23 protein-coding genes are annotated in these 24,732 nt (G+C 73.9%); 11 read left to right on the forward strand and 12 right to left on the reverse strand.

Translation table 11 applies throughout. The annotated features are described in order from the left end of the window. Positions 1–257 precede the first annotated feature (257 nt). Positions 258–3,047: a nitrate- and nitrite sensing domain-containing protein gene (locus CK485_RS09630; protein WP_146214516.1), complete on the reverse strand. Its 2,790-nt coding sequence runs from the start codon at positions 3,045–3,047 to the stop codon at positions 258–260. Positions 3,048–3,576: 529 nt separating this feature from the next. Between CK485_RS09630 and CK485_RS09635 the strand changes: the two genes are divergently transcribed. The 4 genes from CK485_RS09635 (at position 3,577) to CK485_RS09650 (ending at position 7,192) form a co-directional block, all read left to right on the forward strand. After that, entirely contained in the window at positions 3,577–4,380 is an 804-nt protein-coding gene (locus CK485_RS09635) for an ABC transporter ATP-binding protein (protein ID WP_109449055.1), read from the forward strand. A gap of 11 nt (positions 4,381–4,391) precedes the next feature. Beyond that, positions 4,392–5,321 carry an ABC transporter permease gene (locus CK485_RS09640; protein WP_241968256.1) on the forward strand — a complete coding sequence of 310 codons (930 nt, stop codon included), beginning with the start codon at positions 4,392–4,394 and terminating at the stop codon, positions 5,319–5,321. Positions 5,322–5,447: 126 nt separating this feature from the next. Further along, entirely contained in the window at positions 5,448–6,509 is a 1,062-nt protein-coding gene (locus tag CK485_RS09645) for an ABC transporter substrate-binding protein (protein ID WP_109449057.1), read from the forward strand. Positions 6,510–6,634: 125 nt separating this feature from the next. After that, on the forward strand, positions 6,635–7,192 hold the full coding sequence (locus CK485_RS09650; RefSeq protein WP_109449059.1) for a hypothetical protein: 558 nt from the start codon (positions 6,635–6,637) through the stop codon (positions 7,190–7,192). 48 nt (positions 7,193–7,240) lie between these two features. Here the strand turns inward: CK485_RS09650 and CK485_RS09655 are convergent, their stop codons facing one another. Beyond that, complete coding sequence (locus CK485_RS09655) at positions 7,241–8,500, reverse strand: lipase family protein (RefSeq protein ID WP_109449061.1); 1,260 nt, start codon at positions 8,498–8,500, stop codon at positions 7,241–7,243. Between the two features lie 270 nt (positions 8,501–8,770). Between CK485_RS09655 and CK485_RS09660 the strand changes: the two genes are divergently transcribed. After that, on the forward strand, positions 8,771–9,328 hold the full coding sequence (locus tag CK485_RS09660; RefSeq protein WP_109449063.1) for a DUF488 domain-containing protein: 558 nt from the start codon (positions 8,771–8,773) through the stop codon (positions 9,326–9,328). A gap of 13 nt (positions 9,329–9,341) precedes the next feature. On the opposite strand, the gene CK485_RS09665 is transcribed toward CK485_RS09660, so the two are convergent. From CK485_RS09665 to CK485_RS09675, 3 genes are all read right to left on the reverse strand, one after another. Next, complete coding sequence (locus CK485_RS09665) at positions 9,342–9,872, reverse strand: DUF309 domain-containing protein (protein ID WP_109452697.1); 531 nt, start codon at positions 9,870–9,872, stop codon at positions 9,342–9,344. Positions 9,873–9,977: 105 nt separating this feature from the next. Beyond that, entirely contained in the window at positions 9,978–10,406 is a 429-nt protein-coding gene (locus CK485_RS09670; RefSeq protein WP_109449065.1) for a hypothetical protein, read from the reverse strand. A 9-nt stretch (positions 10,407–10,415) separates the two neighbouring features. Next, positions 10,416–11,057 (reverse strand): helix-turn-helix domain-containing protein, encoded by a 642-nt coding sequence (locus tag CK485_RS09675; protein ID WP_109449067.1) that lies wholly within the window; start codon positions 11,055–11,057, stop codon positions 10,416–10,418. A gap of 289 nt (positions 11,058–11,346) precedes the next feature. Between CK485_RS09675 and CK485_RS09680 the strand changes: the two genes are divergently transcribed. Further along, positions 11,347–11,718, forward strand: coding sequence for a hypothetical protein (locus CK485_RS09680; protein ID WP_109449069.1), 372 nt, complete (start codon positions 11,347–11,349; stop codon positions 11,716–11,718). Here the strand turns inward: CK485_RS09680 and ssuE are convergent. The 4 genes from ssuE to CK485_RS09700 all read right to left on the reverse strand — a co-directional run bounded on the left by ssuE (position 11,713) and on the right by CK485_RS09700 (position 15,978). Next, entirely contained in the window at positions 11,713–12,270 is a 558-nt protein-coding gene (ssuE, locus tag CK485_RS09685) for an NADPH-dependent FMN reductase (RefSeq protein ID WP_109449070.1), read from the reverse strand. The two genes, CK485_RS09680 and ssuE, sit on opposite strands and share 6 nt — an antisense overlap. A 454-nt stretch (positions 12,271–12,724) precedes the next feature. Next, positions 12,725–13,726, reverse strand: coding sequence for an NADPH:quinone reductase (locus CK485_RS09690; protein ID WP_109449071.1), 1,002 nt, complete (start codon positions 13,724–13,726; stop codon positions 12,725–12,727). A gap of 131 nt (positions 13,727–13,857) precedes the next feature. Further along, the gene (locus CK485_RS09695; protein ID WP_109449072.1) at positions 13,858–15,381 is read right to left on the reverse strand and encodes an APC family permease; all 1,524 of its coding nucleotides are present in this window, start codon (positions 15,379–15,381) and stop codon (positions 13,858–13,860) included. A 111-nt stretch (positions 15,382–15,492) separates the two neighbouring features. Continuing rightward, positions 15,493–15,978, reverse strand: a complete 486-nt coding sequence (locus CK485_RS09700; protein WP_241968257.1) for a hypothetical protein — start codon at positions 15,976–15,978, stop codon at positions 15,493–15,495. A gap of 287 nt (positions 15,979–16,265) precedes the next feature. On the opposite strand from CK485_RS09700, the gene CK485_RS09705 reads away from it, so the two are divergent. Next, entirely contained in the window at positions 16,266–16,529 is a 264-nt protein-coding gene (locus tag CK485_RS09705) for a hypothetical protein (protein WP_109449074.1), read from the forward strand. Between the two features lie 25 nt (positions 16,530–16,554). On the opposite strand, the gene CK485_RS09710 is transcribed toward CK485_RS09705, so the two are convergent. Next, a complete protein-coding gene (locus tag CK485_RS09710; protein ID WP_109449075.1) occupies positions 16,555–17,055 on the reverse strand; it encodes a DUF6344 domain-containing protein in 501 nt (166 codons plus the stop codon). A gap of 580 nt (positions 17,056–17,635) precedes the next feature. Between CK485_RS09710 and CK485_RS09715 the strand changes: the two genes are divergently transcribed. The 3 genes from CK485_RS09715 (at position 17,636) to CK485_RS09725 (ending at position 20,705) form a co-directional block, all read left to right on the forward strand. Continuing rightward, positions 17,636–18,517, forward strand: coding sequence for an LAETG motif-containing sortase-dependent surface protein (locus CK485_RS09715; protein ID WP_109449076.1), 882 nt, complete (start codon positions 17,636–17,638; stop codon positions 18,515–18,517). A 204-nt stretch (positions 18,518–18,721) separates the two neighbouring features. Continuing rightward, positions 18,722–19,165 (forward strand): hypothetical protein, encoded by a 444-nt coding sequence (locus CK485_RS09720; protein ID WP_241968258.1) that lies wholly within the window; start codon positions 18,722–18,724, stop codon positions 19,163–19,165. 4 nt (positions 19,166–19,169) lie between these two features. Next, positions 19,170–20,705 carry an ATP-dependent DNA ligase gene (locus CK485_RS09725; RefSeq protein WP_109449077.1) on the forward strand — a complete coding sequence of 512 codons (1,536 nt, stop codon included), beginning with the start codon at positions 19,170–19,172 and terminating at the stop codon, positions 20,703–20,705. Between the two features lie 64 nt (positions 20,706–20,769). On the opposite strand, the gene CK485_RS09730 is transcribed toward CK485_RS09725, so the two are convergent. Further along, positions 20,770–22,203 (reverse strand): hypothetical protein, encoded by a 1,434-nt coding sequence (locus CK485_RS09730; RefSeq protein ID WP_109449079.1) that lies wholly within the window; start codon positions 22,201–22,203, stop codon positions 20,770–20,772. A 228-nt stretch (positions 22,204–22,431) separates the two neighbouring features. After that, complete coding sequence (gene tatA / locus CK485_RS09735; protein ID WP_109449081.1) at positions 22,432–22,728, reverse strand: Sec-independent protein translocase subunit TatA; 297 nt, start codon at positions 22,726–22,728, stop codon at positions 22,432–22,434. A gap of 237 nt (positions 22,729–22,965) precedes the next feature. Here tatA and CK485_RS09740 point away from each other — a divergent pair, with 237 nt between their 5' ends. After that, entirely contained in the window at positions 22,966–24,699 is a 1,734-nt protein-coding gene (locus CK485_RS09740) for an ABC transporter ATP-binding protein (RefSeq protein ID WP_109449083.1), read from the forward strand. Positions 24,700–24,732 lie beyond the last annotated feature (33 nt).

A 24,732-nucleotide genomic window follows, 5' to 3' on the forward strand; every position in this document is an offset into this window, starting at 1 on the left:
GGTCAGCGTCTCGCACGTGCCGGGCCACCGAGGGCCCGACGACGCGGGGGCGCGGGCCGCCGGCCGGCGGCCCGGCGGTGCGGCGGGCGGACGGCCCGGGTCAACGGCACGGCGCGCCGGGCCCGCGCGGCTCGCCGCGCGTCCGATACGGCTCACCGCACGTTGGATACGGCTCGCCGCGCGTCCGATACGGCTCGCCGCACGTTGGATACGGCTCGCCGTTCGTCTGATACGGCTCACCGCACGTTGGATACGGCTCACCGGGCGTCCGATTCGTCCGGGCGTCCGCCCGTGCCACGGCCACCCGCCTCGTCGAGGCCGTGCCGCACGCCCTGCCGGAAGTTCGACAGGCGCTGCTTGAGCCGTTCTGCGGCCTCCGGCGAACGCAGGGGCTGCGGTTGGGGCTGCGGCCGTGGTGCCCTCGCCGCGGGCGGCGTCTGCTGCCGCTGGGCGGGCGGGACCCCCCGGACCCGGCGCGGCAGCTGCGGGCGCCCGGGGTCGGAGGGCCGCGGCGGTCCCGCCGGGGGCTGCGCGGGCCTGCTGTGCTCGGGCGCCGAGCCGTGCCCCGGCCGCCGTCGTGGCAGCGTTCCGGCGCCGTCGCGCTGCTCGTGGCCGTACCACTCCGACTCGATCGCCTCGAAGATCGGCAGACGGGGGGAGGGCTGCCCGCCGGACGGCGGTGGCGGCGGGTCGGTGAAGGCGTGGACGCCGTCCGGCCCGGTGCCCTGCGGCTGCTCCTCGAACCACGTGAAGTCGGCGCCCGGGTAGGCGTCCTGGGGCGACGGCGCCTGCGAATCCTGCTCCGGATCCTCCTCGTGGAACCAGCCGAAGCCCTCGTTCGCCGGCGCCCCGCGGTGCTCGCGCACCAGCCGCTCGAACGCCGCGTCGTCCTCCGGCTCGTCGGAGAAGGGCCGCTCGGGGAAGGCCTCGCCGCCGAGCATCCCGCCCAGGCCGGTCGGCGCGTCGTACGTGCCCGGCCGCATCGCCAGGTCGAACGCCGTGCCCGCGTCGCTGTCCACCTCGCTCGCCGCCTTCAGCAGCGACATGGGCAGCGTCACCAGCGCGCTGACGCCACCGGTCGCCGCGTGCTCCAGCCGCACCCGCACGCGGTACTTGGCCGCCAGCCGTCCGACGACGAACAGCCCCATCCGGCGCGAGATGGCCACGTCGACCACCGGCGGCTCGGCCAGGCGGGCGTTGACCTCCGCCAGTTCCTCGGGCGGCATGCCCAGGCCCGCGTCGGTGATCTCCAGCAGGACCGCGCCGTATCCCAGCGTCGTCGCGCCCACGACCACCTCGGTGTCGGGGGCGGAGAACTCGGCCGCGTTCTCGATGAGTTCGGCGATCAGGTGGACCACGTCGGTCGCGGCGTGGCCGGCCAGCGCGATGTCCGGCAGCTCGGTGACCGTGACGCGTTCGTACTGCTCGACCTCGGCGGTGGCGGCGCGGACCACGTCCAGCAGCAGCACCGGGCGGTTCCAGCGGCGGCCCTGCTCCTCGCCCGCGAGGACGAGCAGGTTCTCGTTGTTGCGGCGCATGCGGGTGGCGAGGTGGTCGAGCTTGAAGAGGCTCTCAAGCCGCCCCGGGTGCTGCTCGCCGCCCTCCAGCTCGTCGATCAGGCGCAGTTGGCGCTGCACGAGGCTCTCGCTGCGACGCGAGAGGTTGGTGAACATGGCGTTGACGTTGCCGCGCATCATCGCCTGCTCGGCGGCGAGCCGCACCGCCTCGGAGTGCACCCGGTCGAAGGCCCGCGCCACCTGGCCGACCTCGTCGCGCGAGCGCACCCCGATCGGCCGCACCCGCATCAGGTCCTCGGCCTCGTCCGGGTCGGAGAGCCTGGCGTCGCCGAGCCTGCGCACGACGTCCGGCAGCCGCTTGTCCGCGATCTCCAGCGCCGAGCCGCGCAGCGCCCGCAGTGGCCGGACCACCGAGCGGGCCAGGACGGCGGCGCCGAGGAACGACAGGAGCACCACGGCGACGATGATCGCGACGTTCTCGTACAGTTCCTCGCGGCCCGCGTCCAGCAGGTGCGAGGCGCGCTGCGTCATGGCGGCGATGACGCGGTCCTGAATGCTCTGGATCGCCTCCAGCTTGACGGTCATCGCCTGGTAGGCGGTCTGCTCGCTCGTGCCGAGGCTGCTGAGCGGGGTGCCTTCCTGCGCCGCGTCGGTGACCGCCTGGAGGGTGCCGTCCGCCGCGCCGATCTCGTTGCCGCTGACCGTGGACTGGTAGAGGTTGGCGATCCCGGCCGGGGCGTCGTTGGCGATGGCGTCGTAGGCGCTGGTGAACTGCGCCTGGGCCTGCTCCAGTTCCTGCTTCTGCTCCAGGGTGAAGCCGCCGCTGCGCAGCACGCCGACCAGGTAGCCGCGTTCGACGGAGGTCTGCTCCTCGGCCTGCTCGACCTGCGCGAGGGTGGCGACGAGGTTGCCGAGGGTGTGGTCGGTGGTGTTGACGGACAGCTGATCGCCGAAGTCCATCAGGTCGTCGATGATCGTGGTGTACGCGGTGAAGGTGGGGGCGACCGTTCCCAGCCGGATCACCGAGGCCCGCAGGGGCGCCAGGTCCCCGAGCCTGGCCTCGGCGCGGTCGCCCAGCAGCCGGGTGGCGGGCGGCAGGTCGGCGACGGCGCGGTGGTGGCGGTCCAGCGCGGTGGACAGCGCACCGGCGGCGGTGTCGGTGGCCTGCCGGGCGCGGGCGAGCGAGGCGTCGCCGTGGACGCCGGTGCCGGTGAGCGCGACCTCGGTCAGGTCGCGTTCCTCGCCGACCTGGTTGACCAGGGTGGAGATGCGCTGGGCCAGCAGCGCCTGGTCGCGCAGATCGGCGACGGCGCGCAGGGTCCCCAGGTCGGTCACGACGCGGACGCCGGCCAGCGGGATGATGGCGATCAGGGGGACGAGGACGAGCAGCAGCATGCGGTTGCGCAGCCGCCAGTCGCTCAGCTTCCATCCGCCGCCGCGCCGCCGCGTTAATCGGCCGTGCGGTGCCGGGCGGGGCCGGTGGTCGTCCAGGGGTGCCCGGCCCGGGGAGGTCGCCGGTCGTCCGTCCACTGACCCTCGCTACGTCGTCGCCCTGGCACCATGGCCTCGGTTCGGTGCCTCGGTTGTGGTGCGACGCCCGCGGTCGGTGTGCCACGGCGGTACGTCCGTCGGTGCCGACGTCGGTACGTGCTGTGCGCTGTGTCGTCGCGGAGACGCATTCCAACACACCCCGCAGCCGCCGTAAAGCGTGCGCACAGCAAGGGATCCGGCGTATCCGGACGCGTCCGCCGCCGCCGGGCGCGCCCCGGTTCCGGACCGCGCGGCCGGGATGCGGCCCTGACGTCGGATATCGGACGGGTGAGTCACAGGACACCCGTTCGTGCCACGGGCATACGACGGCCGATGTGATTTTTCATTCAACTAGCCTGGCGCCGCAGGGCGGAATCACTCCCGTGATGCGAACGGCGCCCAGCCGGACGCCTGTTCGCCCTGGGAACAGGGAGGCTGTTGCGCACGCCCGGGATCTGGCAGCCTCACGCGGGTGAGGACTGAATTACGGCAGGACCCCGACCCGGAACCGGACGCCGCCCGGCAGCCGGTGACACCCGTCCCGATCGTGCTGGACGGCGTCACCAAGTGCTTCGCCTCCCCGCGCGGTGAGCGCCGTCAGGCCGTGCGCGACGTGTCGTTCCGGGTGGAGCCCGGCTCGTTCACGGCCGTCATCGGGCCCACCGGCTGCGGCAAGTCGACGCTGCTGTCCCTGATCTGCGGCACCGAACGCCCCGAAAGTGGAACGGTGTCGGTGGACGGCCGGACGGTCGACGGCATCGGGGACGACATCGGCTTCGTCTTCCAGACCGACGCGGTCTTCCCCTGGAAGACGGTGCTGGGGAACGTCGCGGCCGGCCCCCGCTTCCGGGGCGTGCCGCGTGCCCGTGCCCAGGCGCTGGCGGCGGACTGGGTGCGCCGGGTGGGGCTCGCCGGGTTCGAGCGCTACCACCCGCACCAGCTCTCCGGCGGCATGCGCAAGCGGGTCGCACTCGCCCAGACGCTGGTCAACCGGCCGCGGGTGCTGCTGATGGACGAGCCGTTCTCCGGCCTCGACGTGCAGACCCGGCAGATCATGTCGGACGAACTGCTCTCCCTGTGGGAACTGACCCGCCCCTCGGTCGTGTTCGTCACCCACGACCTGGAGGAGGCGATCACGCTCGCCGACAAGGTCGTCGTGCTCACCGCGGGCCCGGCCACGGTCAAGGAGGAGTTCGTCATCGACCTGCCCCGGCCGCGCGACGCCCGGGAGATCCGCCACCACCCCGACTTCGTCCGCCTGCACGAGCTGGTGTGGAAGGCGCTGCGCGACGAGGTACGGGTGGCGTACGAACGCGGCCTGGGGGCGGCGTGAACGGCGAGAGCGTGAGCACGGAAGGCGTGGACGCCGAGAGCGCCGGGGGCGTGAGCGCTGAGGGCGTGAGTACGAGGACGGTGCCGGGCGTGGCGGGGGCGCGGGCCCGAGCGGGCCTTCCCGGCGGCGCCGCCGGCGTCCGCCGGGCCCGGTTACGCGGGCGGCCCCTGGTCGTCGCCGCCGGGCGCGTCGCGGTGCTCGTGGTCTTCCTCGGCGCGTGGCAGCTGCTCGCGGCCACCCACACCATCGACACCTTCTACTTCGGTGAACCCACCGGCATCTGGGACCGGTTGGAGACCTGGGTGCGGCACGGCACCTCCCAGGGCCCGCTGCTCACCCAGGTCTGGGTGACCCTCCAGGAGACCCTGCTCGGCTTCGGCATCGGCACCACGCTCGGCGTGGCCTGCGGGATCGCGCTCGGCAGGCTGCGGCTGGCGGCCGACATCCTCGCGCCGTACATCAAGACCGCCAACTCCGTCCCGCGCATCGTGTTCGGCTCGGTCTTCGCGATCTGGTTCGGCCTCGGCATCGGCTCGAAGGTCGCGCTCGCGGTGGTGCTGGTCTTCTTCGGCGTCTTCTTCAACGCCTTCCAGGGCGCGCGCGAGGTGGACCGCGCCCTGATCGCCAACGCCCGGGTGCTGGGCGCCGGCCCGGTGCAGGTGACCTGGCAGGTGGTCGTGCCGTCCGCGCTCAGCTGGATCACCACCAGCCTGCACGTCGCCTTCGGGTTCGCCGTCACCGGCGCGATCGTCGGCGAACTGCTGGGCGCGCAGCAGGGACTGGGCCTGCTGATCTCGCAGGCGCAGGCCAACTTCGACCCCGACGGCGTCTACGCGGGCCTGGTCATCACCGCGCTGCTCGCACTGACCGCCGAGGGCCTGATCACGCTGCTGGAACGGCGGTTGCTGCGCTGGAGACCGCGTACCGGCTCCAACCGCTAGGCGCTCAGCCGCATTTCGCGGTGCCGACAGCCGAACAACCCGGGCCCGCGGTACGCACACCCGCGTGGCCCGAGTCCGACGAGCCCCATACGCACGACCCCCCATAAGAAGGAGAAGACGCATCCCATGTGGCGCAAGAAGATCGTCGTCGCGGCCGCCGCCCTCGCCCTGACCACCACGGTCTCGGGCTGTTCCGGCTCGGGCGGCGACGGCCAGGACGGCAAGGACGCGAGCGGGCTGACGACGGCGACCATCGCCCTGTCCAACCAGCAGAACCAGAGCTACCTGCCGCTGATCCTCGCCCAGCGCCTGGGCTTCTTCAAGAAGCAGGGCCTGGACGTCAAGATCGACAACCTCCAGTCCACCAGCCAGGTCACCGACGCCCTGCTGGCGGGCCAGGTCCAGGGGATGATCGGCTTCTTCGACCACAACCTCGACCTCCAGGCCAAGGGCAAGCGGACCGAGTCGGTGATCCAGCTGCTCCAGGCCCCCGGCATGGTGGAGATGGCCCGCACCGACGAGTCCATCGGCTCCCCCGCCGACCTGCGCGGCAAGACCGTCGGCGTGACGGCCCTCGGCTCCTCGACCTCCTACCTGGGCGACTACCTGTCGCTGCACGACGGCGTCCCGCTGGACCAGACCCACCTGGTGGCCGTCGCCGCGGGCCCGACGTTCGTCGCCGCTTTCCAGCACCACCGCGTCGACGCGGGCGTGACCACCGAGCCGACCATCTCCACCCTGCTCCAGAAGCACCTGGCGAAGATCACCACCGACATGCGCACGCTCGCGGGCACCAAGGCCGCGCTCGGCGGCCCGTACCCCGGCACCTGCCTGACCGTGCAGGCCTCCTGGGCCGCGAGCCACAAGGACGTCGTGCAGAAGATGGTCAACGCGCTCTACGCGTCGTTGCAGTGGATCGAGACGCACTCCGCGACCCAGGTCACCGACCAGGTCCCGGCGGACTTCTACGCGGGCTCCGGCAAGCAGAACTACATCCAGGCGCTCGCCAACGAGATGGGCATGTACGACCCCACCGGTCAGATGCCCACCGACGCGCCGCAGACCGTCCTGCGCGTGCTCTCCGCCATCGACCCGGTGGTCAAGGGCCACTCCATCGACCTGTCGAAGACCTACACGGACACCTACGTGCAGCAGGCGTCCCAGGAGGCGGGACACGCGGCGAAGTGACCCACCGCGCACCGGAGGCCGCCCGCACCGCGCGGCGGCCTCCGGCGCGCCGGGTCCGGCCGGACGGCGGTTCGCCCGCCCACCGCACTGTTGACCGCACAGCCTGATCGGAGATACTGCCCGCCGTGGAGCAGCGCAACGGCCCGAAGATCCCTCCCGTGCACGCCGCCGGGCTCGACCCGGCGTTCGTCCCCGGTCTGACCCTGCCACTTCAGGCGGGGGCGGACCGCGCGCCCTCGTCCCCCGACGACCCGACGCCGCAGGCAGCTGACGACGCGCCGGCCGCCCCGGCCGCCGGCGATGCTGCCGACGCCGACGAGGCCGGGACGCGGGACGCCTCCCCGGAGAACGCCGACGCCGCGGAGGCGGACGAAGAGGAAGTCTCCGACGAAGTGGACGCCGCGGGCGGGCCCTCGTTCGAGGCGTCCGACCACTGCGGCGGTGTCACCGCCGACCGCCGGGGCGTGCGCTTCACGCTGGACGGCGAGGAGGCGGACTTCACCTGGGACGAGATCGGCGCCGTCGAGATCGGCACCCCGCGCTTCGGCCGCATCCTGATCGTCACGGTCCACACGACGAGCCGTCACACGTACGAGGCCTACGTGGACGCGCCCAACCGGTCCCAGCCCAAGCGGTGGGCGACACAGCTCGACGCGGTCCTGGACGAGTACTTCGAGGGCTGAGGCTCCGCTTCGAGGCGGCCGGAACCCGAAGCGGCCTCAGGCCCGCGGTCAGCAGCCGCTGTCCGCGCTCCTGCCCGCGAAGCGGTCGGAGAGGAAGTCCAGGACGGACAGCCTGCGGGCCACCGCCTCCTCGACGTGCTCGCCGACCGGGTCGCGCACCTCGTCCACGGTCGCGCCCTTGGCGCACCAGTCCTTGACGAGGCTGTCGTCCTGGCCCACCGGCACGATCTCGTCGGTGTCCGCGTGGTAGTCGTAGACCGGCGTCGCGGGGGCCTGGGCGCCGAGCTTGTTCTCGTTCAGGACGGCGGCGACGGACGGCACGCTCAGCGGGTCGGGCACGGTGGTGTCCGACGCCAGCTTCTTGAACGGGTAGGCCGCGAGCAGTTGGGTCATGCACTTGCCGCCGGTGTCGGCGAAGTCCTGGCGCCCCTGGGCGTTGAGCAGGGACGGGATCTTCGCCTCGGGGAACTCGGTGCTGATGCTCCACGCCGCCGCCATCTCGAACCCGGCCGCCGCGCCGCCGTCCAGGGAGCGCGCGACCGCGGTCGGGTCGGCGGGCACGCCGCCCATCGCGGCACCGGCCAGCCGCACGTCGGGGGCGTAGGACGGCTGGAGCTGCGCCGCCCAGCCCGTCGCCTCCGCGCCGCCCGAGTAACCGTCCAGCGCCCAGGGGCTGCCCGCGCCGATGCCGGTGTCCTCGGCGGGCCGGAAGTTCCTCACCGCGCGGATGCCGTCGAGCACCGCGTGCCCGGCCTGCGGGCCCGCCATGAACACCGACCTGGGCCCCTCGAAGTCGGGCACCGCGACCGCCCAGCCCTTCAGCAGCAGCGTCGCCGCGTCGGCCAGGTCGGCCACGTCGGTGCCTGACGCGAGGGTGTAGGAGGGCGCGCACTGCGACCCGGTGCTGTCCTCCGGCGCCTGGAGCGAGACCACCGGCCGGTCGCTCCCCGAGGCCGCGCCGCCGGGCACCATCAGGGTGGTGACCGTCAACTCCGGTTGCCCGTGCGAGTCGTTGGTGCGGTACGAGATCTGCCAGGCGTCCGTTCCGGTGGGCAGCCCGAGCAGCGTCACCGACACCGGCCGGGTCGCGACGATCTGGCCGGGGGCGTACGAGCCGATGTCCGCGGGGGCGCTGTAGAAGGGGTCCTGCGCGGGCGCGACGGCCCCGGCGCTCGGGACGTCCGAAGCCCGGGCGGTCGTGGCCGTGGCGGTGGCGGGAGCGGTGGCCGCGGTGGCGGGTCCGGCGGCGGCGAGCACGAGCGCGCAGCAGGCGGCGGTCGCGGCCAGGGTCGTGATGCGTGAAGCCATGGTGGGGGTCCTCAACTGGTCGTGGTGGGCGGCACGTCGGGCTGCGGCGGGGCGCGTGCGGGGTGGGGCGGAGTGCGGGGGCGCGGAACGCAGGGGGCGCGGTGGTGCGGGCGTGCGGCTCGGTGCGCGTACTCGGGGCTGCGGTGCGGCTCAGCCGGCCATCCGGCCATCCGGCCAAATCTGACAACGAGGATTTTCAGAGTGGGCCCGAGAGGTGTCAAGGAGTCGCGCACCGTGCGCGTGCGTCGGATTCGGTGAAGACTCGAAGGCATGGGTACGCCCTCCCCCGGCGTGCGGGAGCCCGGTACGGCGCTGCTGACCTTCGGCCACGGCACGCTGCCGCCCGAGGCGATCACGGAGCTGCTGCGCGGCGCCGGGGTCGGGGCGGTGGTGGACGTGCGGACCGCGCCGGGCAGCAGGCGCAACCCGGACACCCTGCGCGCCGCCATGCAGGAGTGGCTGCCGCGCGAGGGCGTCGCGTACCGCTGGGAGCCCCGCCTCGGCGGCTTCCGCAAGCCCGCCGCCGACTCGCCGGACGTCTTCTGGGAGAACGACTCGTTCCGGGGCTACGCGGGCCACACCCGCGAGCCCGACTTCCTCGCCGCCATGGACGACCTGCTCGCCCAGGCGGCCGGCACGACCACGGCCGTGATGTGCGGGGAGACGGTCTGGTGGCGCTGCCACCGCAGGATCATCGCCGACTACGCGGTGCTGGCCAGGGGCGCGCGGGTGGTGCACCTCGCGCACGACGGACGCCTCACCGAGCACCCGCCCACCCGGGGCGCCCGCCTGCGCGCCGACGGGCTGCTCGTCTACGACCTGCTGTGACCGCGGGCGTCCCTCACCGCGCGGGCCCGCGCAACGCCGGCGGGACCGGGTCCGGCCCGGGCGCGGTCGAGCGGGCCCAGGCGATCAGACCCGGCACGTCGATCCCGTACGGCGTGGGAGGCGCCGCGTAGGGGGCGAGGCCGTCCGCCGCACGCGACAGGAGGGCCGCCGCGCCCTTGGCGTTGCCCCGCGCGGCGTGCGTCAGCCCCACCGCGAACTGCGCGAGCGCCCGCCACAGCCCCCGCTCCCCGGGCGGCGCCGTCTTCCAGGCGTCCTCCAGGACCTCGTGGGCATGGAACGGCATCCCGGCGTCCAGCAACCGCTGCGCCTCGGCGAGCGTCTCGTCGGGCGTGCGCCGCACCCCCTCGGGCTGGCGGGCGACGCCCTCTGTCCCGTACGGCAGCGGCCTGCCGAGCCCGTCGCGCGGCCTGGCGTTGCGCGCCCGCCCGTCCGCGTCACGGTCCCGGTCGGGCTCCGGCTCCCCGGTGTCGTCACAGCGGGCGCCGCAGTGCTCGCAGGCCCCGTCGTCCGGACGCTCCCGCATCCGGCCGCACTGCGGGCAGACCGCGTTCAGCCAGCAGGCCGGGTCGCCGCCCTCCCGCCACGGCTCGTCGTTCCCGCGTCGTTCCTCGTCCACGGTCGCATCCTCTCAGGCCGCCAGCGCGCAGGCGCCCAGGGCGAGCAGGACGACGGCCTTGGCCGTCTCCAGCGCGATGTACGCCAAGTGCCCGCGCGAGCGCGGCAGTTCCTCACCGGCCAGCACGCGGTCCGAGCGCCGGTTCAGCGCGGGCCGCACCGCGGCGAGCTGGACGGCGAGCACGACGCCCGCGGCGGCGGTGAGCGCGGCGACCGCCGTGGTCGGGCCACCGGTCGCCACGGCCACGATCACCACGAGGGCGAACAGCGCCTCGACCGCGTTGAGGGCGCGGAAGACCAGCCGCCCGATGCCCAGCCCGACGCGCACCGTCACCCCGGGCGCCCGGAACTTCAGCGGCGCCTCCAGGAAGGAGATGGCCGCGACCATGCCCAGCCAGACGAAGGCCACCGCGCCGGTGACGGATGCGGCGGTGTGGTTCATCCGCGTCGCCTACCTCTCCGCGAGGCGGGCCAGGCAGGCGTCCGGCTCGGCGAACGGCTCCAGTCCGGTCGCCGTCACCTCGTCCCCCAGCTCGTCCAGCGCACCCTGCATCATGCCGAGGTGGACCGAGCAGACGACCTGCCCGTACTCCTCGGCGAGTTCGAGGAACGGGCAGTGGCGCAGCCGCACCACGTCCGGCCCCGCCCGTTCCGGTTCGAAGCCCAGATCGGCCAGAAGGCCGGTGAGCCGGTCGGCCGCCTGGCCTGCCGTCAGCCGCTGCCCCGGCGGCGGACGCTCGATCAGGAATCCGCCCCACGCCAGCCCCGCCCGCCGGGCCTCCTCCGGTGCCGTCTCGCCCGCGGCGGACAGCCGCCCGAGCAGGATCCGCGACAGCAGCCGGTACTCGCGCACCCCGCCGCGGTCCATGCCGGGGCGCGGGGCGTAGACGGTACGGGGGCGGCCGGGCCCCGACGGCTCCTGCACGGTGCGGTGCGCGGCGCCCTCGGCGACCAGCGCGTCCAGGTGGAAGCGGGCGGTGTTGGGGTGGACGCCGAGCCGGCCGGCGATCTCGGCGACACCGAGCGGGCCGTCCGCCGCGCGCAGCGCGTCCAGCACCGCACGACGGCGCGGGCCCTGCGGTGTCCGCTCCACGGCTGCCGCCCCTTCCTGGCGCTCCGGAGGCTGCCCGCGGGCGCGCCCGGAGGCGCTCGCGGGTGGTCCGCCGACGCTCCGGAGTGCGCCCCCGCGTGGGCTCCGGGAGGTGCCGCGCTGCCGCGCGCCCGTGACGCCGGAGCCCTTCCGACGTTTTCACGAATGCTACCTGTAATAATCGGCGCGACACCGCCGGGGTGCCCGTTCCCGTTCCGCGAGCGAGGGCCGCCGTGGCGAGGAAGGGGAGCGTGTGGCACCGACCCACGAGCCGTCCCAGCGAGAAGGGGCCATGCCACCGGTACCGCGCACGCTGTGCGACGTGCGGGCGGTCACCGCGCCGGACGCCGTCGCGGACGCGTCCGCCGGGGCGCTGTGGCGGCTGGCCGAACCAGGGCGTCAGCTCGACGCCAACGTCGTCCACCTGCCCGCGCGGCAGCGCGTGGACCCGCACACCGAACCCGACCTGGACGTCCTGCTGCTGGTCGTGGCGGGCGACGGAACCCTCGCCACCGCCGAGGGCGCCCAACCCCTCGCCGAGGGAGCCCTGTTGTGGCTGCCGCACGGCGCGGCGCGCGGCCTCACCGCCGGCGCGGGCGGCCTGTCGTACCTGACCGTCCACCGCAGGAGGCCGGGCCTGCGCATCGGGCCGCCGCCGTCATGACGCGGCGGGCAGCAGCGCGGGGCGCCCGCCGAGCGCCGCGCAGAAGCGGTCGACGAGTTCCCCCAGCGTCCGCGCCGCCGCGGGCGCGACGGTGACCGCGCCGCACTCGGCGAGCGCGATCTCCTTGTCGAGGGTGAACCACCCGGGCAGGATGTGTGCCGCGCCCATCGAGCTGAGCACCGGCCGCAGCGCGTAGTCGATCGCCAGCACGTGCGCGGTGCTGCCTCCGGTCGCCAGCGGCAGCACGGTCTTGCCGGTCAGCGCGTACTGCGGCAGCAGGTCGAGCAGCGTCTTCAACAGGCCCGAGTACGCGGCCTTGTAGACCGGGGTGCCGACCACCACGCCGTCCGCCCGGGCGAACAGCTCGGCCGCGCGTACGATCGCCGGGTGCCCGAAGTCGGCGCCGAGCAGCGCCTGCGCGGGCAGCGTGCGCACGTCCAGCGGCACGACCTCGTGGCCCTGCGCCGCGATCCTGGCGTCGAGGTGGCGCAGCAGCCCCGCGGTGCGCGAGGTGGCGGAGGGACTTCCGGAGACGGACAGGACGACGGCCATGACGGGGACCTTTCCGGCACGGTTGAGGAGACGGACCGACCATTCCGGGCGAACGCCCAACGGAACAGCGAGCCGGCAGGTGAAAAGAGGGCGAAGGGCGAAGGGTGCACGGCGAATTCCGGATCACCGGTCACGGGTTCATGGTCATGGCCATGGTTCACCCGCGCTACGGGAATGCGGAATGCGGGCGGGGTGAATTCGCGCCCTGCCGACGCCAGTCGAGCCAGGCGGGAGCAGGGGCGCGCGGCGTGGTGAGGGACCGCGATGGGGCGGGCGGCGCTTCGGCCGTCAGGCCCGGAAGGAGGGCGGACAGAAAGCACTGGAGACACGCGCGAGATCGACGTGGCGTCGTCGCGTGAGATCCGGTCGCTTCATGCCGTCGATCAAATCAGCCGGAAATCGGGGCGGTCAAGAAGCCGGAAAGGGATTTCACATCCCGGACACGGCCGCCCCGTCATCCCACCACGCCCCCCGCGTCGAGACCGGGCAGCAACACCAGCCGCCTGCCGCGCGTGGCACCGCCCTCCACCATGCGGTGCGCCTCGGCGGTGGCGGACAGCGGCAGCGTCTCGACGGAGCGGGTGCGCACCCGGCCGTCCGCCAGCAGCCGGTTGACGGTCCCGGCCGCCTCGGCCAACTGGGCTGCCGTGGCATGGGAGATGACGAAACCGGTGATCGTGCAGCCCTTCATGTAGAGCGGACCGGCCGGGAGTTCGGGGCGGGCCCTGGCGCCCGCGAACAGCACGACGCGGCCACCGCGCGCCAGCAGGTCCACCGACGTGCCCAGATCGTTGCGGCCCGAGGTGTCCAGGTGCAGGTCGACGCCGTCAGGACAGGCCGCGCGCAGCCGCTCCCCGACGTCCTCGGCGCGGTAGTCCAGTACCTCGGCGGCGCCCAGCGCCCGCACGTACTCCGCGTCGCGCGCGGCGGCGGTGGCCACGACCCGCGCGCCCGCCTCGGCGGCGAGCGCCACCAGTACCGTGCCGACGTTGCCCGCCGCGCCCTCGACCAGCACGGTCCGCCCGAGCGCGGCGCGGCCGTGGGCGAACAGCGCGAGGTGGGCGGTGGCGGCGGGGTGGAGCAGGGCGACCGCGGTGGCCGGGTCCACGCCGGGCGGCAGGTGGTAGAGCCGGTCGGCGGCGACCACGGCGCGTTCGGCGGCGGCGCCCTGGCGGCCGTCGTGGCCGAGGCTGTTGCACCACACCATGTCCCCGGGCGAGAAGTCCGCCGCGCCGGGGCCGGCCTGGAGCACCCGGCCGACCAGGTCCCGCCCGACGACGAACGGGAACGGCACCGGCGTGGCGAACAGGCCGGACCGCACGAAGGCGTCCACCGGGTTGACGGTGGTCGCGATCACCTCGACCAGCACGTCGGTGGGTCCGGGGCGGGGGGTGGGGAGTTCGCCGTAGACGATCTCCTCGGGCGGTCCCAGGCGTTCGACGAAGGCTGCGCGCATGGGCTCGACGGTAGGCGGGACGGCGGGGGCGGCGCGGCGCGACCGGCCGGGGCGGGCACCGGATGTCACCGGCACGGAGGCGCGGGGCAGGGCGCCGCGTCCCGGACCGCCTCCGGCAGCGGGCACGGGGTTCAGGCCTCGCCGCCCCCCGGCGCGGACTCGGACGCAGGGCCGGGATCGGTCCCTGGGGCGGGCTCCGGTGTGGTCCGGCCCGGCAGGCGGCCTTGGACCGCCGCCACCGTGTACGCCGCCAGCGCGAGGGCGGCGACGCCCAGCGCCACCGCCAGGTCGCGGCCGTCCTGCCGGGACAGGGCCAGCGCCGCCCCGACCACGGCCACCAGCGGCGGCAGCGGCCACCACGGCATGCGGAACACCCCGCGCAGCCCCCGCCCGCGCACCCGGCCGACCAGCGCGGAGACCGCCACCAGCAGGTACACCACGACGATCATGACCCCGGTGAAGGTCACCAGGTCGTCGAGCGAACTGAACACGCACAGCAGCCCGTTGCCCAGGAAGAGGAACGCGAACGCCCGCACCGGCACCCGCGAGCGCGCCGACGTCCGTGCGAAGAAGCCGTTCAGCGGCCCGGGCAGCATCCCGTCGCGCGCGGTCGCGTAACAGACGCGCGCGTAGCCGAGGTTGGCGGCGAGACCGGTGTCGAACATCGCCACCACGACGCCCGCGATCAGCGCCCTGGCGCCGTCCGCCCCCATCACCTGGCGCGCGATGAGCGACAGCGGTGAGGCGTCGGAGGAGGTGCGGCCCAGGTCCCCGACGGCCGAGGTCGCGGCGACGACCGCGAGCAGTTCGACGACGACGGCGACGACCGCGGCCACCACGACGGCGCGCGGGCCCGCGCGGCGCGATCCCCTGGACTCCTCCACGAAGTACAGCGGCCAGTCGTACCCGTTGAAGGCGAACAGCGCGGGCACGACGGCGGTCAGCAGCGCGCCGAGGCCGACCGCGTGCGGCAGCGCGCCCGACCCCTGCGCCGCCCTCGGATGCCCGAACGGGTGCGCGCCCGGCGCGGCGTGGGCGAAGGCGAACGCGGTGAAGACCAGGATGACGGCGAGTTCGAGCACCAGCATCGCGGCGGCCACCCAACTCGCCGGTGACACGCGGCCGATGGACAACGCGGTCACCAGCGTCATCATCCCCAGCGCCACCCACCCCGTCGGCAGCCCGCCGGGTACCAGCGAGGACAGATAGGTGGCAGAGGCGACCAGGATCGAGGCGGTCGAGACCAGCCCCAGCAGCAGGAAGAGCACCGCCGTCACGCCGCCGGCGACCGGTCCGAGCGCACCGCGCACGATCGCGTAGCAGCCCCCGGCCGACGGGAAGCGCCCGCCGGCCTCCGCGTAACACAGCGCCATGCACAGCGCGATGACCGCGCCGATCACGAACGCCCACACCACACCGGTGCCTGCGGTGCCCAGGCCCGAGCCGTAGACGAGGAAGACGGAGGTGGTCGGCGAGATCGCGGCGACCGCGATGGCCAGCACGTTCAGCGGGCCGAGTGCGGCGCGTTCCAGACCTACGTCCGCCCGCCCCTCGTCAGCGCGTCCCTCGTCCGCCCGTCCCTCGTCGCCGTCCGGCCGCCCGGGCGCGGTGCCGCTGTCGTCCGCCGGTCCACCGGCACGTGTCGCGTCAGCCATGTTCTTGGTTCTCGCCCGCCGGACCCACCGGCCAAACCAGCGCCGACGCGTGAGGGCCGCCCCGGCGGGACGGCCCTCACACGTCGTACGCGTCGTACGTCTTCGTCCGCGTCACACCAGCTTCGGCGTCCCCAGGCCGAGGGCGCGGAAGGTGATCCGCTGGTCCACCCACAGCAGCGTCACCGTGGCGCCCGCCATCGCGACGGCGAAGACCAGGTGCCCGGCCGCCGACGTCACCTGCGTACCGGCCGCGCCGAGCAGCAGGTGGGCGCCGAGGCGCGCGGCGATCAGCCCGATGGCGATCATCCGCGTCCTGGAGTTCTTCAGCATCGCGCGGACCAGCTTGCGCCGCCTGCCCATCACGGTCAGGCCCACCACGATGTTCACGGCGGCCAGCGCGACCAGCACCACCCAGGCGCCCTTCCACACGTGCATCAGGTCGTACGCGGCACCGATGACGCCCTCGAACCCGAAGAACCAGACCGGCAGCGGCTTGACCTTCGACAGGTCCACGCCCTTCGCCCCGCCCGCCACGTCGCTGCCGGCGGCCTGAGCCTGCGCCTGCCCCTGCGCCTGCTCCCGCGATCCCCGCGTCATGATCCCGTTCATCTCGTCCCCCTCGGGCCCCGCTCGTGTCACCGCCCTGATGACACCACTCATCCTGCCGCCCGCACCGGCGCCACGGCAGAGCCGCCTGTCACCATCCCCGCAGGACAAATGTCACCCCCGCCGGCCCCCACGCTCACGCCCGCCCGCGCGATCACGCGCCCACACACGACCGCGCCCGCGGAACGAACGGTTCCGGGGCGTGCGAGGAAGCCTATGCTGGTGGGGCGAGGGGGTCAGCGCGGAGGTGCGCCATGGGTCGTTGCCGTCATTTCCACATGGACCACGCCAGCCACTCGATCACCGTCAACCTGCGCTCGGCAGCGCCGCACGAGCTGGAGCTGCTGATCGACGGCAAGGAGGTCTCCCGGGAGCGTCTGCACGGCTCCGGGACCTACCGGCTGACCGGGGTCCTGCCCGACGAACCCACTCATCCGTTCCACGTACGCGTGAGAGAGTCGCGCATGGGGTTCGCGACGCCGACCTGCGTCATCGAGATCGACGGCACGGAACTGCTGATGCAGGAGCGTCCGGTGGTCTGAGGCGGCGGCCGGAGCACGCCCGAGCTCAGCGGCTCAGCGGCAACGGCACGGGGGCGGCGTGCCGCGCGTTCGGCTTCGGCTCGGCGGAGGCCTGCGCCCGCGCTCCCGGCTCCACGGCGGCCTGCGCCCGCGATCCCGTTCCCGACGACGCGGTTTCCACCGCCGCGGTCGCCTCGCGCTGCGCCGGGACCGTGATCGGCATCGCCATCGGGTCGTCGACGGCGGCCAGACGCCGTACCGCGGGGGAGGAGCCGTGCGCCTCCGCGTGGATGCGCTGCTTGATGGTGGGCGGCAGCGAACCGGGCTTGCGCGGCCTCCTCACCATCTCCAGCGGCGGCACGCACAACGCCGGGGCGACGGCGGCCCGGCGGCGGGCGGCGGTCTGCTGAGTGGGGATGACGACGGCCGGGAGGGGGGCGGCGGCGCCTTCGCGCTTGACGCCGAGGGCGGTCAGCAGGCGGGCGAAGACGGAGACGACGGCGGTCAGGCAGGCGGTCCAGAAGGTCGTGACGCGGGTGGTGGCCACGGCTCCTCACTTTCGGTCGATCCAGGCGGTCAGGCGCGGTGCGGACTGGGCGATCAGGGGGCGGACAAGGGACGGCAAGGCGATATGGGCGGTCTGTGTACAGCAGAGCCGCTTTACATACCTTCCTCATGATGTGGACGCACCCCGAAGAACGTGGGATCTGAGCATGCGATTCGCGGATCTTCCGATGAACAGCACCCGGACGGAGCAGCGCCGCCCTCGCCCGGCGCCGCCCCGCGTCGCCGCACTTCCCTCCCGCTGACAGCGAACACACAGGTCAGGGCCGTTCCACATCACGGATGCATAAGGTTCGCTGTGAATACGGCGTCACCAACCGCCCATAGCAGCCCGATTGACGCCAACCGGCTGACCACGCCTCTGTACAGGGGGGAAGCGGGCGCGGCATACTCGCCGCCCGGCCACCTCCGGCCGCGACACCAGACTTCGGCGACGAGGCCCCCTTCGCAGGCGGCGGAGTTCGAGCTGTGCCCTGGCAGCCCCACCTGACAGGTGGCCCCCGCACCCCGTCATCCCTGCCCCCGCCCGTCCGCCGGCCCGGCACGTTCAGCAGGGAGCAGCAGTGCAACGGACCATCGGCTCAGCAGTCGTCGGCGCCCTGGGCATCGGCGCGATGGCAGTGGCGGTATCGGTCGCGGGCGTCACCTCCGCGCAGGCCGCGGAACGCCACCACGCGAACAACGGGCAGTGCGGTCAGGTCGGCGTGGCCTACTCGCTGGACGGCGGCGCCAGTTGGACGACCTCGGGGCGCATCAACGGCTCGGCGCCCGGCACGATCGAGGTCAAGCTCACGCACGACGTCGCGCAGGGCTGCCAGTACCCGGTCTCGCTCGCCTCGTACAGCGCGCAGGGGCCGACCTGGCAGACCTCCGGTGAGCAGGCGTTCCTCGGCTGGGACACCACCGTCCTCAAGCAAGGCCACCTCCAGGCGACGCTGGACGTCAGCACGCACCTGCCGTCCTGCTTCGGCCAGATCGACCTGTACGGCAACGGGAACAAGTACGACGGTGTGGCCAATCCGCTGCCGCACTACCCGGACTCGGCGACGCCCACCGATCTGATCACGGCGTGGAACGGGTCGGCGCCGTGCTCCTCGGCGAGCCCGTCGCCGTCGTCCCCCGGCGGTTCCACGGCTCCAGCGCCCGGGGGCTCCGGGACGCCGTCCCCGGTGGCTTCCGGCAGCCCGTCCTCCGGCGCCGGGTCGCCGAGCTCCGCGCCGTCCGCCTCGGCGTCCGCCTCCGCCCCGGCGACGGCCACCGCGGCGCCCAGCGGGACCCCCTCGGTGCCGCCCAGCTCGACCACGCCGACCGGCGGCGGCCTCGCCGAGACCGGTGGCAACGGCACCCAGACCGCGGCCTTCGCGGGCGGCGGCGCGGTGCTGCTGCTGGTCGGCGCGGGCGCGGTCATCGTCGGCCGCCGTCGCCGCACCACGGGCGCCCGCTGACGGGCCAGGCGGTACGACGCGGCCGCTGAGGAGGCGGGCGGGGCACACGGTCCCCGCCCGCCTCCCCGCACGAGGGCCGCCCCTGCTCCGCCGTGCGGGTGATCGTGCCGGTTGCTAACGTGAAATGTGCCATTTGCCTGATTCATGCGCACCGCGCGGCACACCACGTGCCCGGCGCGCATCACGCGACAACGGGAGGCAGCCATGGCGCAGACAACGGGAGCCACCTCGCACGCCCCACCCCCACCCGCCGCGCGCGGCTCGTCCGGCGGCGGCTGGGCCTCGGGGCTCGTGCTCTTCGCCGGCGTGATGATGGTGGCCAACGGCATCCTCGGCCTCTTCGAGGGCGTCGTCGCCGTCGCCAAGCAGCACGTCTACGTGTCCACCCCGAACTACGTCTTCAGGTTCACCCTCTACTCGTGGGGCTGGGTGCACATCGTCGTCAGCGCGCTCGTGCTGATCGTCGGTCTCGGGGTGATCGCGGGACAGGCCTGGGCCCGCGCGACGGGCATCTTCATCGTCGCGCTCAGCCTGCTCGCCAACTTCATGTTCCTGCCGTACTACCCCTTCTGGTCGCTGATCGTCCTCGCGATCGACGTCTTCGTGCTGTGGGCCCTGTGCACGTACCACCCGCAGCCGCGACGATGAGGTCATGCTGCTGGCCGACGTAGCCCGGGTGTCCCGCGAGGTGGCGGCCACCCGGGCCCGCACCGCCAAGACGGCCGCCCTCGCCCGGCTCTTCGGCTCCGCCGGGCCCAGCGAGGCGCCGGTGGTCATCACCTACCTCGCCGGCCGCCTGCCGCAACGCCGCATCGGCGTCGGCTGGAGCACGCTGAGCGAACCGCACCCTGCGGCTCGGCTGCCGTCGCTGACGGTGCTCCAGACGCACGAGGCGCTCGACCGGATCGCCTCCGTCTCCGGGGCCGGCGCGCAGGGCGAACGCAAGCGCCGGCTGGGCGAGTTGATGCGCGCGGCGACCGAGGAGGAGCAGCGATTCCTGCGCGCCCTGATCGCCGGGGAACTGCGCCAGGGCGCGCTGGACGCCCTCGCGGTGGAGGGCCTGGCCGCCGCGGTCGGCGCCGCGCCGGACGACGTACGGCGGGCGGTCATGCTGGGCGGCTCGCTGGGCGCGGTCGCCCAGGCCCTGCTGGCACGCGGCGCCGAGGCGCTGGAGGACTTCCGGCTCCAGGTCGGCCGCCCGGTGCTGCCGATGCTCGCCCGCAGCGCCCCGGACGTGGACGACGCGATCGACCGCCTCGGCCCGTGCGCCCTGGAGGAGAAGCTGGACGGCATCCGCGTCCAGGTGCACCGCGACGGCGACGCGGTGCGGGTCTTCACCCGCACCCTGGAGGACATCACCGACCGCCTCCCCGAAGTGGTGGACGCGGCACGGGAGTTGGAGGTCGGCCGGGCGATCCTGGACGGCGAGGTCATCACGCTGGACGAACACGGCCGCCCGCGCCCGTTCCAGGAGACCTCCTCGCGCGTCGGTTCACGCCTGGAGGTCGGCGAGCGCCAGGCGCGGCTGCCCGTCTCGCCGGTCTTCTTCGACCTGCTCGCGGTCGACGGCGACGACCTGCTCCAACTCCCCACCGGCGAGCGCAACGCCCGGCTGGCCGCGATCACCCCCGAGCCGCGCCGGGTGCGCCGGGTCACCGTCGAGGACCCGGCCGACCCCCGACTGCGCGAGGCCGCCCGGCGGTTCGCCGCCGACGTGCTGGAACGGGGGCACGAGGGCGTGATGGCCAAGGCGCTGGACGCGCCGTACGTGGCCGGGCGGCGCGGCGCGTCCTGGCTGAAGGTGAAGCCGGTGCACACCCTCGACCTGGTGGTGATGGCCGCCGAGTGGGGCCACGGACGGCGCACCGGCAAGCTGTCCAACCTGCACCTGGGCGCGCGGCGGCCGGACGGGACGTTCGCGATGCTCGGAAAGACGTTCAAGGGTCTGACCGACGCCATGCTGGAGTGGCAGACGCGGGAACTGCTTGGGCTGGCCATCCACGACGACGGGCTCGTGGTGCGGGTCAGGCCCGAACTGGTCGTCGAGATCGCCTTCGACGGCCTGCAACGCTCCACGCGCTACCCGGCGGGCGTGACGCTGCGGTTCGCCCGGGTCGTGCGCTACCGCGAGGACAAGCGGGCGGACGACGCCGACACGGTGGAGACGGTGCTCGCCCTCCAGCGCTGACCGTCCCGGCACCCCGGCCCCTCGGGCGGCCGGACCCGGACTCCGACCGCCTGCGCGGGTGCTCTCACCAGTCCCCGCCGCCGAAGCCCCCGCCGTCGTCGCCCGAGTCGTCCCCGCCGCCGAAGCCGCCCCCGAAGTCCCCGCCGAAGTCGGTGGCGTCGAAGTTCGAGCCCGAGTAGTCGCCGCCCTGCGAGCCGTCGTCGCCCCCGCCGCCGTTGCCCACTCCCGCGTCGTAACCGGCGTCGTACCCCGCGTCGTAGCCCCCGTAGCCGTACCCCGGGCCGCTGAACGCGCTGCCCAGCAGCGTGCCCACCAGCAGGCCGGGCAGCATCCCGCCGCCGAAGTAGCCGCCCGCCCACGGCGCGTACGCCGAGCCCGCGTCCCAGTACGGCTGCGGGCCGTGCGCGGTCTCGACCGTGCGGCTCATCGGCTCGCGCCCGTCCGCCAGCCGCGCCGCGTCCGCCGCGCAGGCCGGCACCGTGCGGTGCGTCCCGGCGGGCGGCGCCCAGTCGACGTCGGTCACCGAGGGGCCGTGGCGCGGGTCGAAGAAGCACGGCACCCTGCGTTCCGGCAGCGGCTCGCCCGCCCGGCGCGCCGCCAGCGTCGCCAGCGCGAACCGGCCGTCCTGGAGCGCCTCGGTGACCGCCCGCACGTCATCCGGCCGCCGCGCGGCGTCCATCAGCGCCTTCGCCCGGTCGTACGCGTCCAGCGCGTGGGTGTAGTCCTCGCGCATCGCGTCGTCCGCGTGGGGGTCGCCCGGAGTGAAGTCGAGCCGGTCCAGTTCCTCGCCGAACGCGGTGATGTCCTCGTCGACCACCCGGCGCAGCCGCTCCAGCTGCTCGCGGTCGCGCTCGGCACGGCGCCTGCGGCTGCGCCGGTAGACCAGGTAGCCGCCACCGCCCGCCACGACCACCAGCGCGCCCACCGCGACGGCGCCCGCCACGCCCGCGCCGCTGCCGCCCTGCCCGCCCCAGGAGCCGGGGGCGTGGCCGTGGGCCTGCGCGTCGGCCTGGTCCACGAACGCGTCGAGCTGCTTGCTCGCGTCGCCCGCGTAGGAACGCTGGACCTCGCCGACCAGGTTGCGCACCGCCGTGTGCGGCATCACCTGCGGGTCCGCGCCCGCGTTGAACCCGTTGCCCAGCCGCACCGCGTAGACGCCGGTGATGCCGACCTTGGCCCGCAGGTCCTGGAGCAGGAACTGCTTGGGGTACGCCGTGGTCGCGGGCAGGACGGCGACGAAGACCGGCTTGTCGTCGGAGCGGATCTTGTCGCTCAGCGCGGTCGCGTCGGACGGCGAGACCTGACCGTTCATCGACGGGTCGACGTAGACCGGGTTCTTCTTCAGCGCGTCGGCGACCGCGTCGATCCCGGAGGCGGCCCGCGCCTGCGGGGCCAGCGCCCCGCCGAGGGCGAGCAGCAGGGCGAACAGTCCGGACAGGGCGGCGAGCAGCGGACCGGCCGGCCTGCCGCCCGCCCGCGATACGAAGCCGAGGCGCATGGCCGCGCGTCTCCTAGCTGGTGTCTCGAAGTGGTGCGTACGGTCGCCCGCGTGCGGCGAGGTGCCGTCGCGCGGTCGGTCGTCCCATGGTGCGTCACACAACCGCCCGGCACCGGGTCGCGCCGCGCCGGAGCGGGCGACGAGCCGCCGGTGCCGGGCGGCATGGCCCGGCGGGGCGCCGGTCGGTACGTGGCCGGCGCCCCGCTCGGTGCCCGGTCAGTGAATGGGTCAGTGCTTGGTCATGTCCGGGCCGCTCGCCGGGACCTGCCGGGCGCCGGCCGTGTCGCCGGGGGCGGACTTGATGGTGCGCTGCGCCGGGGCCTGCGCGTCCGCCGGGGCGGCCTCGTCGGCACCGGAGGCGCCTTCCTTGAAGTCCTCCTTGAGCGCCCTGGTCTCGCTCTTGAGGATGCGCAGCGACTTGCCGAGCGCCCGTGCCCCCTCCGGCAGGCGCTTGGCTCCGAACAGCAGGAACACCGCGACGAGGACGATGATCAGGTGCCAGGGTTCGAGACCGTTGCGCAGCATCGCGGCGCCTCCTGCCTATTGGTACGTATCCCGCGGGCTCTCCAGCAGTATCCAGGAAAGCCGGCCGGAGCGCGGAGGAGGGGGCGATCCGCGCCGCTGCGGACGGGGCGGCCCGGGCTGTACGGACGGGGCGGTCCGGGCCGCGACGGGCCCGGCGGGTCGCCCGGCGTTCGGTCCGGGCTCCGCTCAAGCGAAATGCGAGCGCCGTGCGGCACCGGCTGACGTACTCTGCGCGGTGTGCTGGTCCGACTTTTGCGGGCGTATCTCAGGCCCTACACCACATCCATAGCGCTCATCGTGCTTCTCCAGCTGGTCTCCACGCTGGCGACGCTCTACCTGCCCACGCTCAACGCCAACATCATCGACAAGGGGGTCGTGAAGGGGGACACCGGTTACATCGTGGGCACCGGTGGCTTCATGCTCGCGGTCACCCTCGTCCAGATCGTCTGCGCCATCGGCGCGGTGTTCTTCGGCGCGCGCACCTCGATGGCGCTCGGCCGGGACGTGCGGGCGGCCGTCTTCGACCGCGTGCAGTCCTTCTCGGCCCGTGAGGTCGGCCGGTTCGGCGCCCCCTCGCTGATCACCCGGACCACCAACGACGTCCAGCAGGTCCAGATGCTGACCCTGATGACGTTCACCCTGATGGTGTCGGCGCCGATCATGTGCGTCGGCGGCATCGTGATGGCGCTCAACCAGGACGTGCCGCTCTCCTCCCTGCTGCTGATCATCGTGCCCGTGCTGGGCATCGTGGTCTCGCTGATCGTGCGCCGGATGCGTCCGCTGTTCCGCAGCATGCAGGCCCGCATCGACAACGTGAACCGGATCCTGCGCGAGCAGATCACCGGTATCCGGGTCATCCGCGCCTTCGTCCGCGACACCCACGAGCGGCAGCGCTTCGGCAGGGCCAACACCGACCTGATGGACGTGGCGGTGCGCTCCGGCCGCCTGATGTCGATGATGTTCCCGGTCGTCATGCTGGTCGTGAACGTCTCCAGCGTCGCCGTGCTGTGGTTCGGCGGCCACCGCATCGACTCCGGCGGGATGCAGGTCGGCGCGCTGACCGCGTTCCTCAGCTACCTGATGCAGATCCTCATGAGCGTCATGATGGCGACGTTCATGTTCATGATGATCCCGCGCGCCGAGGTCTGCGCCGAGCGGATCCAGGAGGTGCTGGGCACCGACAGCAGCGTCGTGCCGCCCATCGCCCCGGTCACCTCGCTGAGCCGCCACGGTGAGCTGGAGCTGCGCGGCGTGGAGTTCCGCTACCCCGGTGCCGAGGCCCCCGTGCTGCGGGACATCTCCTTCACCGCCCGCCCCGGCGAGACGACCGCCGTCATCGGCTCCACCGGCAGCGGCAAGTCGACCCTGATCGGCCTGGTGCCGCGGCTGTTCGACGCCACCGACGGCGCCGTGCTGGTGGACGGCGCCGACGTGCGCGACCTGGCCCCCGAGACGCTGGCCGAGCTGATCGGCCTCGTGCCGCAGAAGCCGTACCTGTTCAGCGGCACCGTGGCCTCCAACCTGCGCTACGGCAGGCCCGAGGCGACCGACGAGGAGCTGTGGCAGGCGCTGGAGATCGCGCAGGCCAAGGACTTCGTGGAGCGGATGCCCGAGGGGCTGGAGTCCCCGATCGCGCAGGGCGGCGGCAACGTCTCCGGCGGTCAGCGCCAGCGCCTGGCCATCGCCCGCGCACTCGTGCGGCGCCCGGAGATCTACCTGTTCGACGACTCCTTCTCGGCCCTGGACTACGCGACCGACGCCCGCCTTCGCGCCGCGCTCGCCCGCGAGACCCGGGACGCCACGGTGGTCATCGTCGCCCAGCGGGTCAGCACCATCCGCGACGCGGACCGCATCGTCGTCCTGGACGAGGGCCGGGTCGTCGGCATCGGCACCCACCACGAACTGATGGCGGACAACGAGACGTACCGGGAGATCGTTCTCTCCCAGCTCACCGAGCAGGAGGCAGCGTGACCACCCCCGCCCCGAGGAGGGGCCCCGCCCCGG

This window comes from Streptomyces sp. ICBB 8177 (genome assembly GCF_003144095.1).
Taxonomy (GTDB): Bacteria; Actinomycetota; Actinomycetes; order Streptomycetales; family Streptomycetaceae; genus Streptantibioticus_D.

What these genes read in the sequence shown, in the direction of transcription:
- ssuE (WP_109449070.1), bottom strand. Translation starts at nt 12,270, where the DNA reads ATGGCCGTCGTCCTGTCCGTCTCCGGAAGTCCCTCCGCCACCTCGCGC.
- CK485_RS09660 (WP_109449063.1), top strand. Translation starts at nt 8,771, where the DNA reads ATGGGTACGCCCTCCCCCGGCGTGCGGGAGCCCGGTACGGCGCTGCTG.
- CK485_RS09670 (WP_109449065.1), bottom strand. Translation starts at nt 10,406, where the DNA reads ATGAACCACACCGCCGCATCCGTCACCGGCGCGGTGGCCTTCGTCTGG.
- CK485_RS09725 (WP_109449077.1), top strand. Translation starts at nt 19,170, where the DNA reads ATGCTGCTGGCCGACGTAGCCCGGGTGTCCCGCGAGGTGGCGGCCACC.
- tatA (WP_109449081.1), bottom strand. Translation starts at nt 22,728, where the DNA reads ATGCTGCGCAACGGTCTCGAACCCTGGCACCTGATCATCGTCCTCGTC.
- CK485_RS09645 (WP_109449057.1), top strand. Translation starts at nt 5,448, where the DNA reads ATGTGGCGCAAGAAGATCGTCGTCGCGGCCGCCGCCCTCGCCCTGACC.
- CK485_RS09730 (WP_109449079.1), bottom strand. Translation starts at nt 22,203, where the DNA reads ATGCGCCTCGGCTTCGTATCGCGGGCGGGCGGCAGGCCGGCCGGTCCG.
- CK485_RS09655 (WP_109449061.1), bottom strand. Translation starts at nt 8,500, where the DNA reads ATGGCTTCACGCATCACGACCCTGGCCGCGACCGCCGCCTGCTGCGCG.
- CK485_RS09665 (WP_109452697.1), bottom strand. Translation starts at nt 9,872, where the DNA reads ATGCGGGAGCGTCCGGACGACGGGGCCTGCGAGCACTGCGGCGCCCGC.
- CK485_RS09680 (WP_109449069.1), top strand. Translation starts at nt 11,347, where the DNA reads ATGCCACCGGTACCGCGCACGCTGTGCGACGTGCGGGCGGTCACCGCG.
- CK485_RS09690 (WP_109449071.1), bottom strand. Translation starts at nt 13,726, where the DNA reads ATGCGCGCAGCCTTCGTCGAACGCCTGGGACCGCCCGAGGAGATCGTC.
- CK485_RS09720 (WP_241968258.1), top strand. Translation starts at nt 18,722, where the DNA reads ATGGCGCAGACAACGGGAGCCACCTCGCACGCCCCACCCCCACCCGCC.
- CK485_RS09700 (WP_241968257.1), bottom strand. Translation starts at nt 15,978, where the DNA reads ATGACGCGGGGATCGCGGGAGCAGGCGCAGGGGCAGGCGCAGGCTCAG.
- CK485_RS09705 (WP_109449074.1), top strand. Translation starts at nt 16,266, where the DNA reads ATGGACCACGCCAGCCACTCGATCACCGTCAACCTGCGCTCGGCAGCG.
- CK485_RS09695 (WP_109449072.1), bottom strand. Translation starts at nt 15,381, where the DNA reads ATGGCTGACGCGACACGTGCCGGTGGACCGGCGGACGACAGCGGCACC.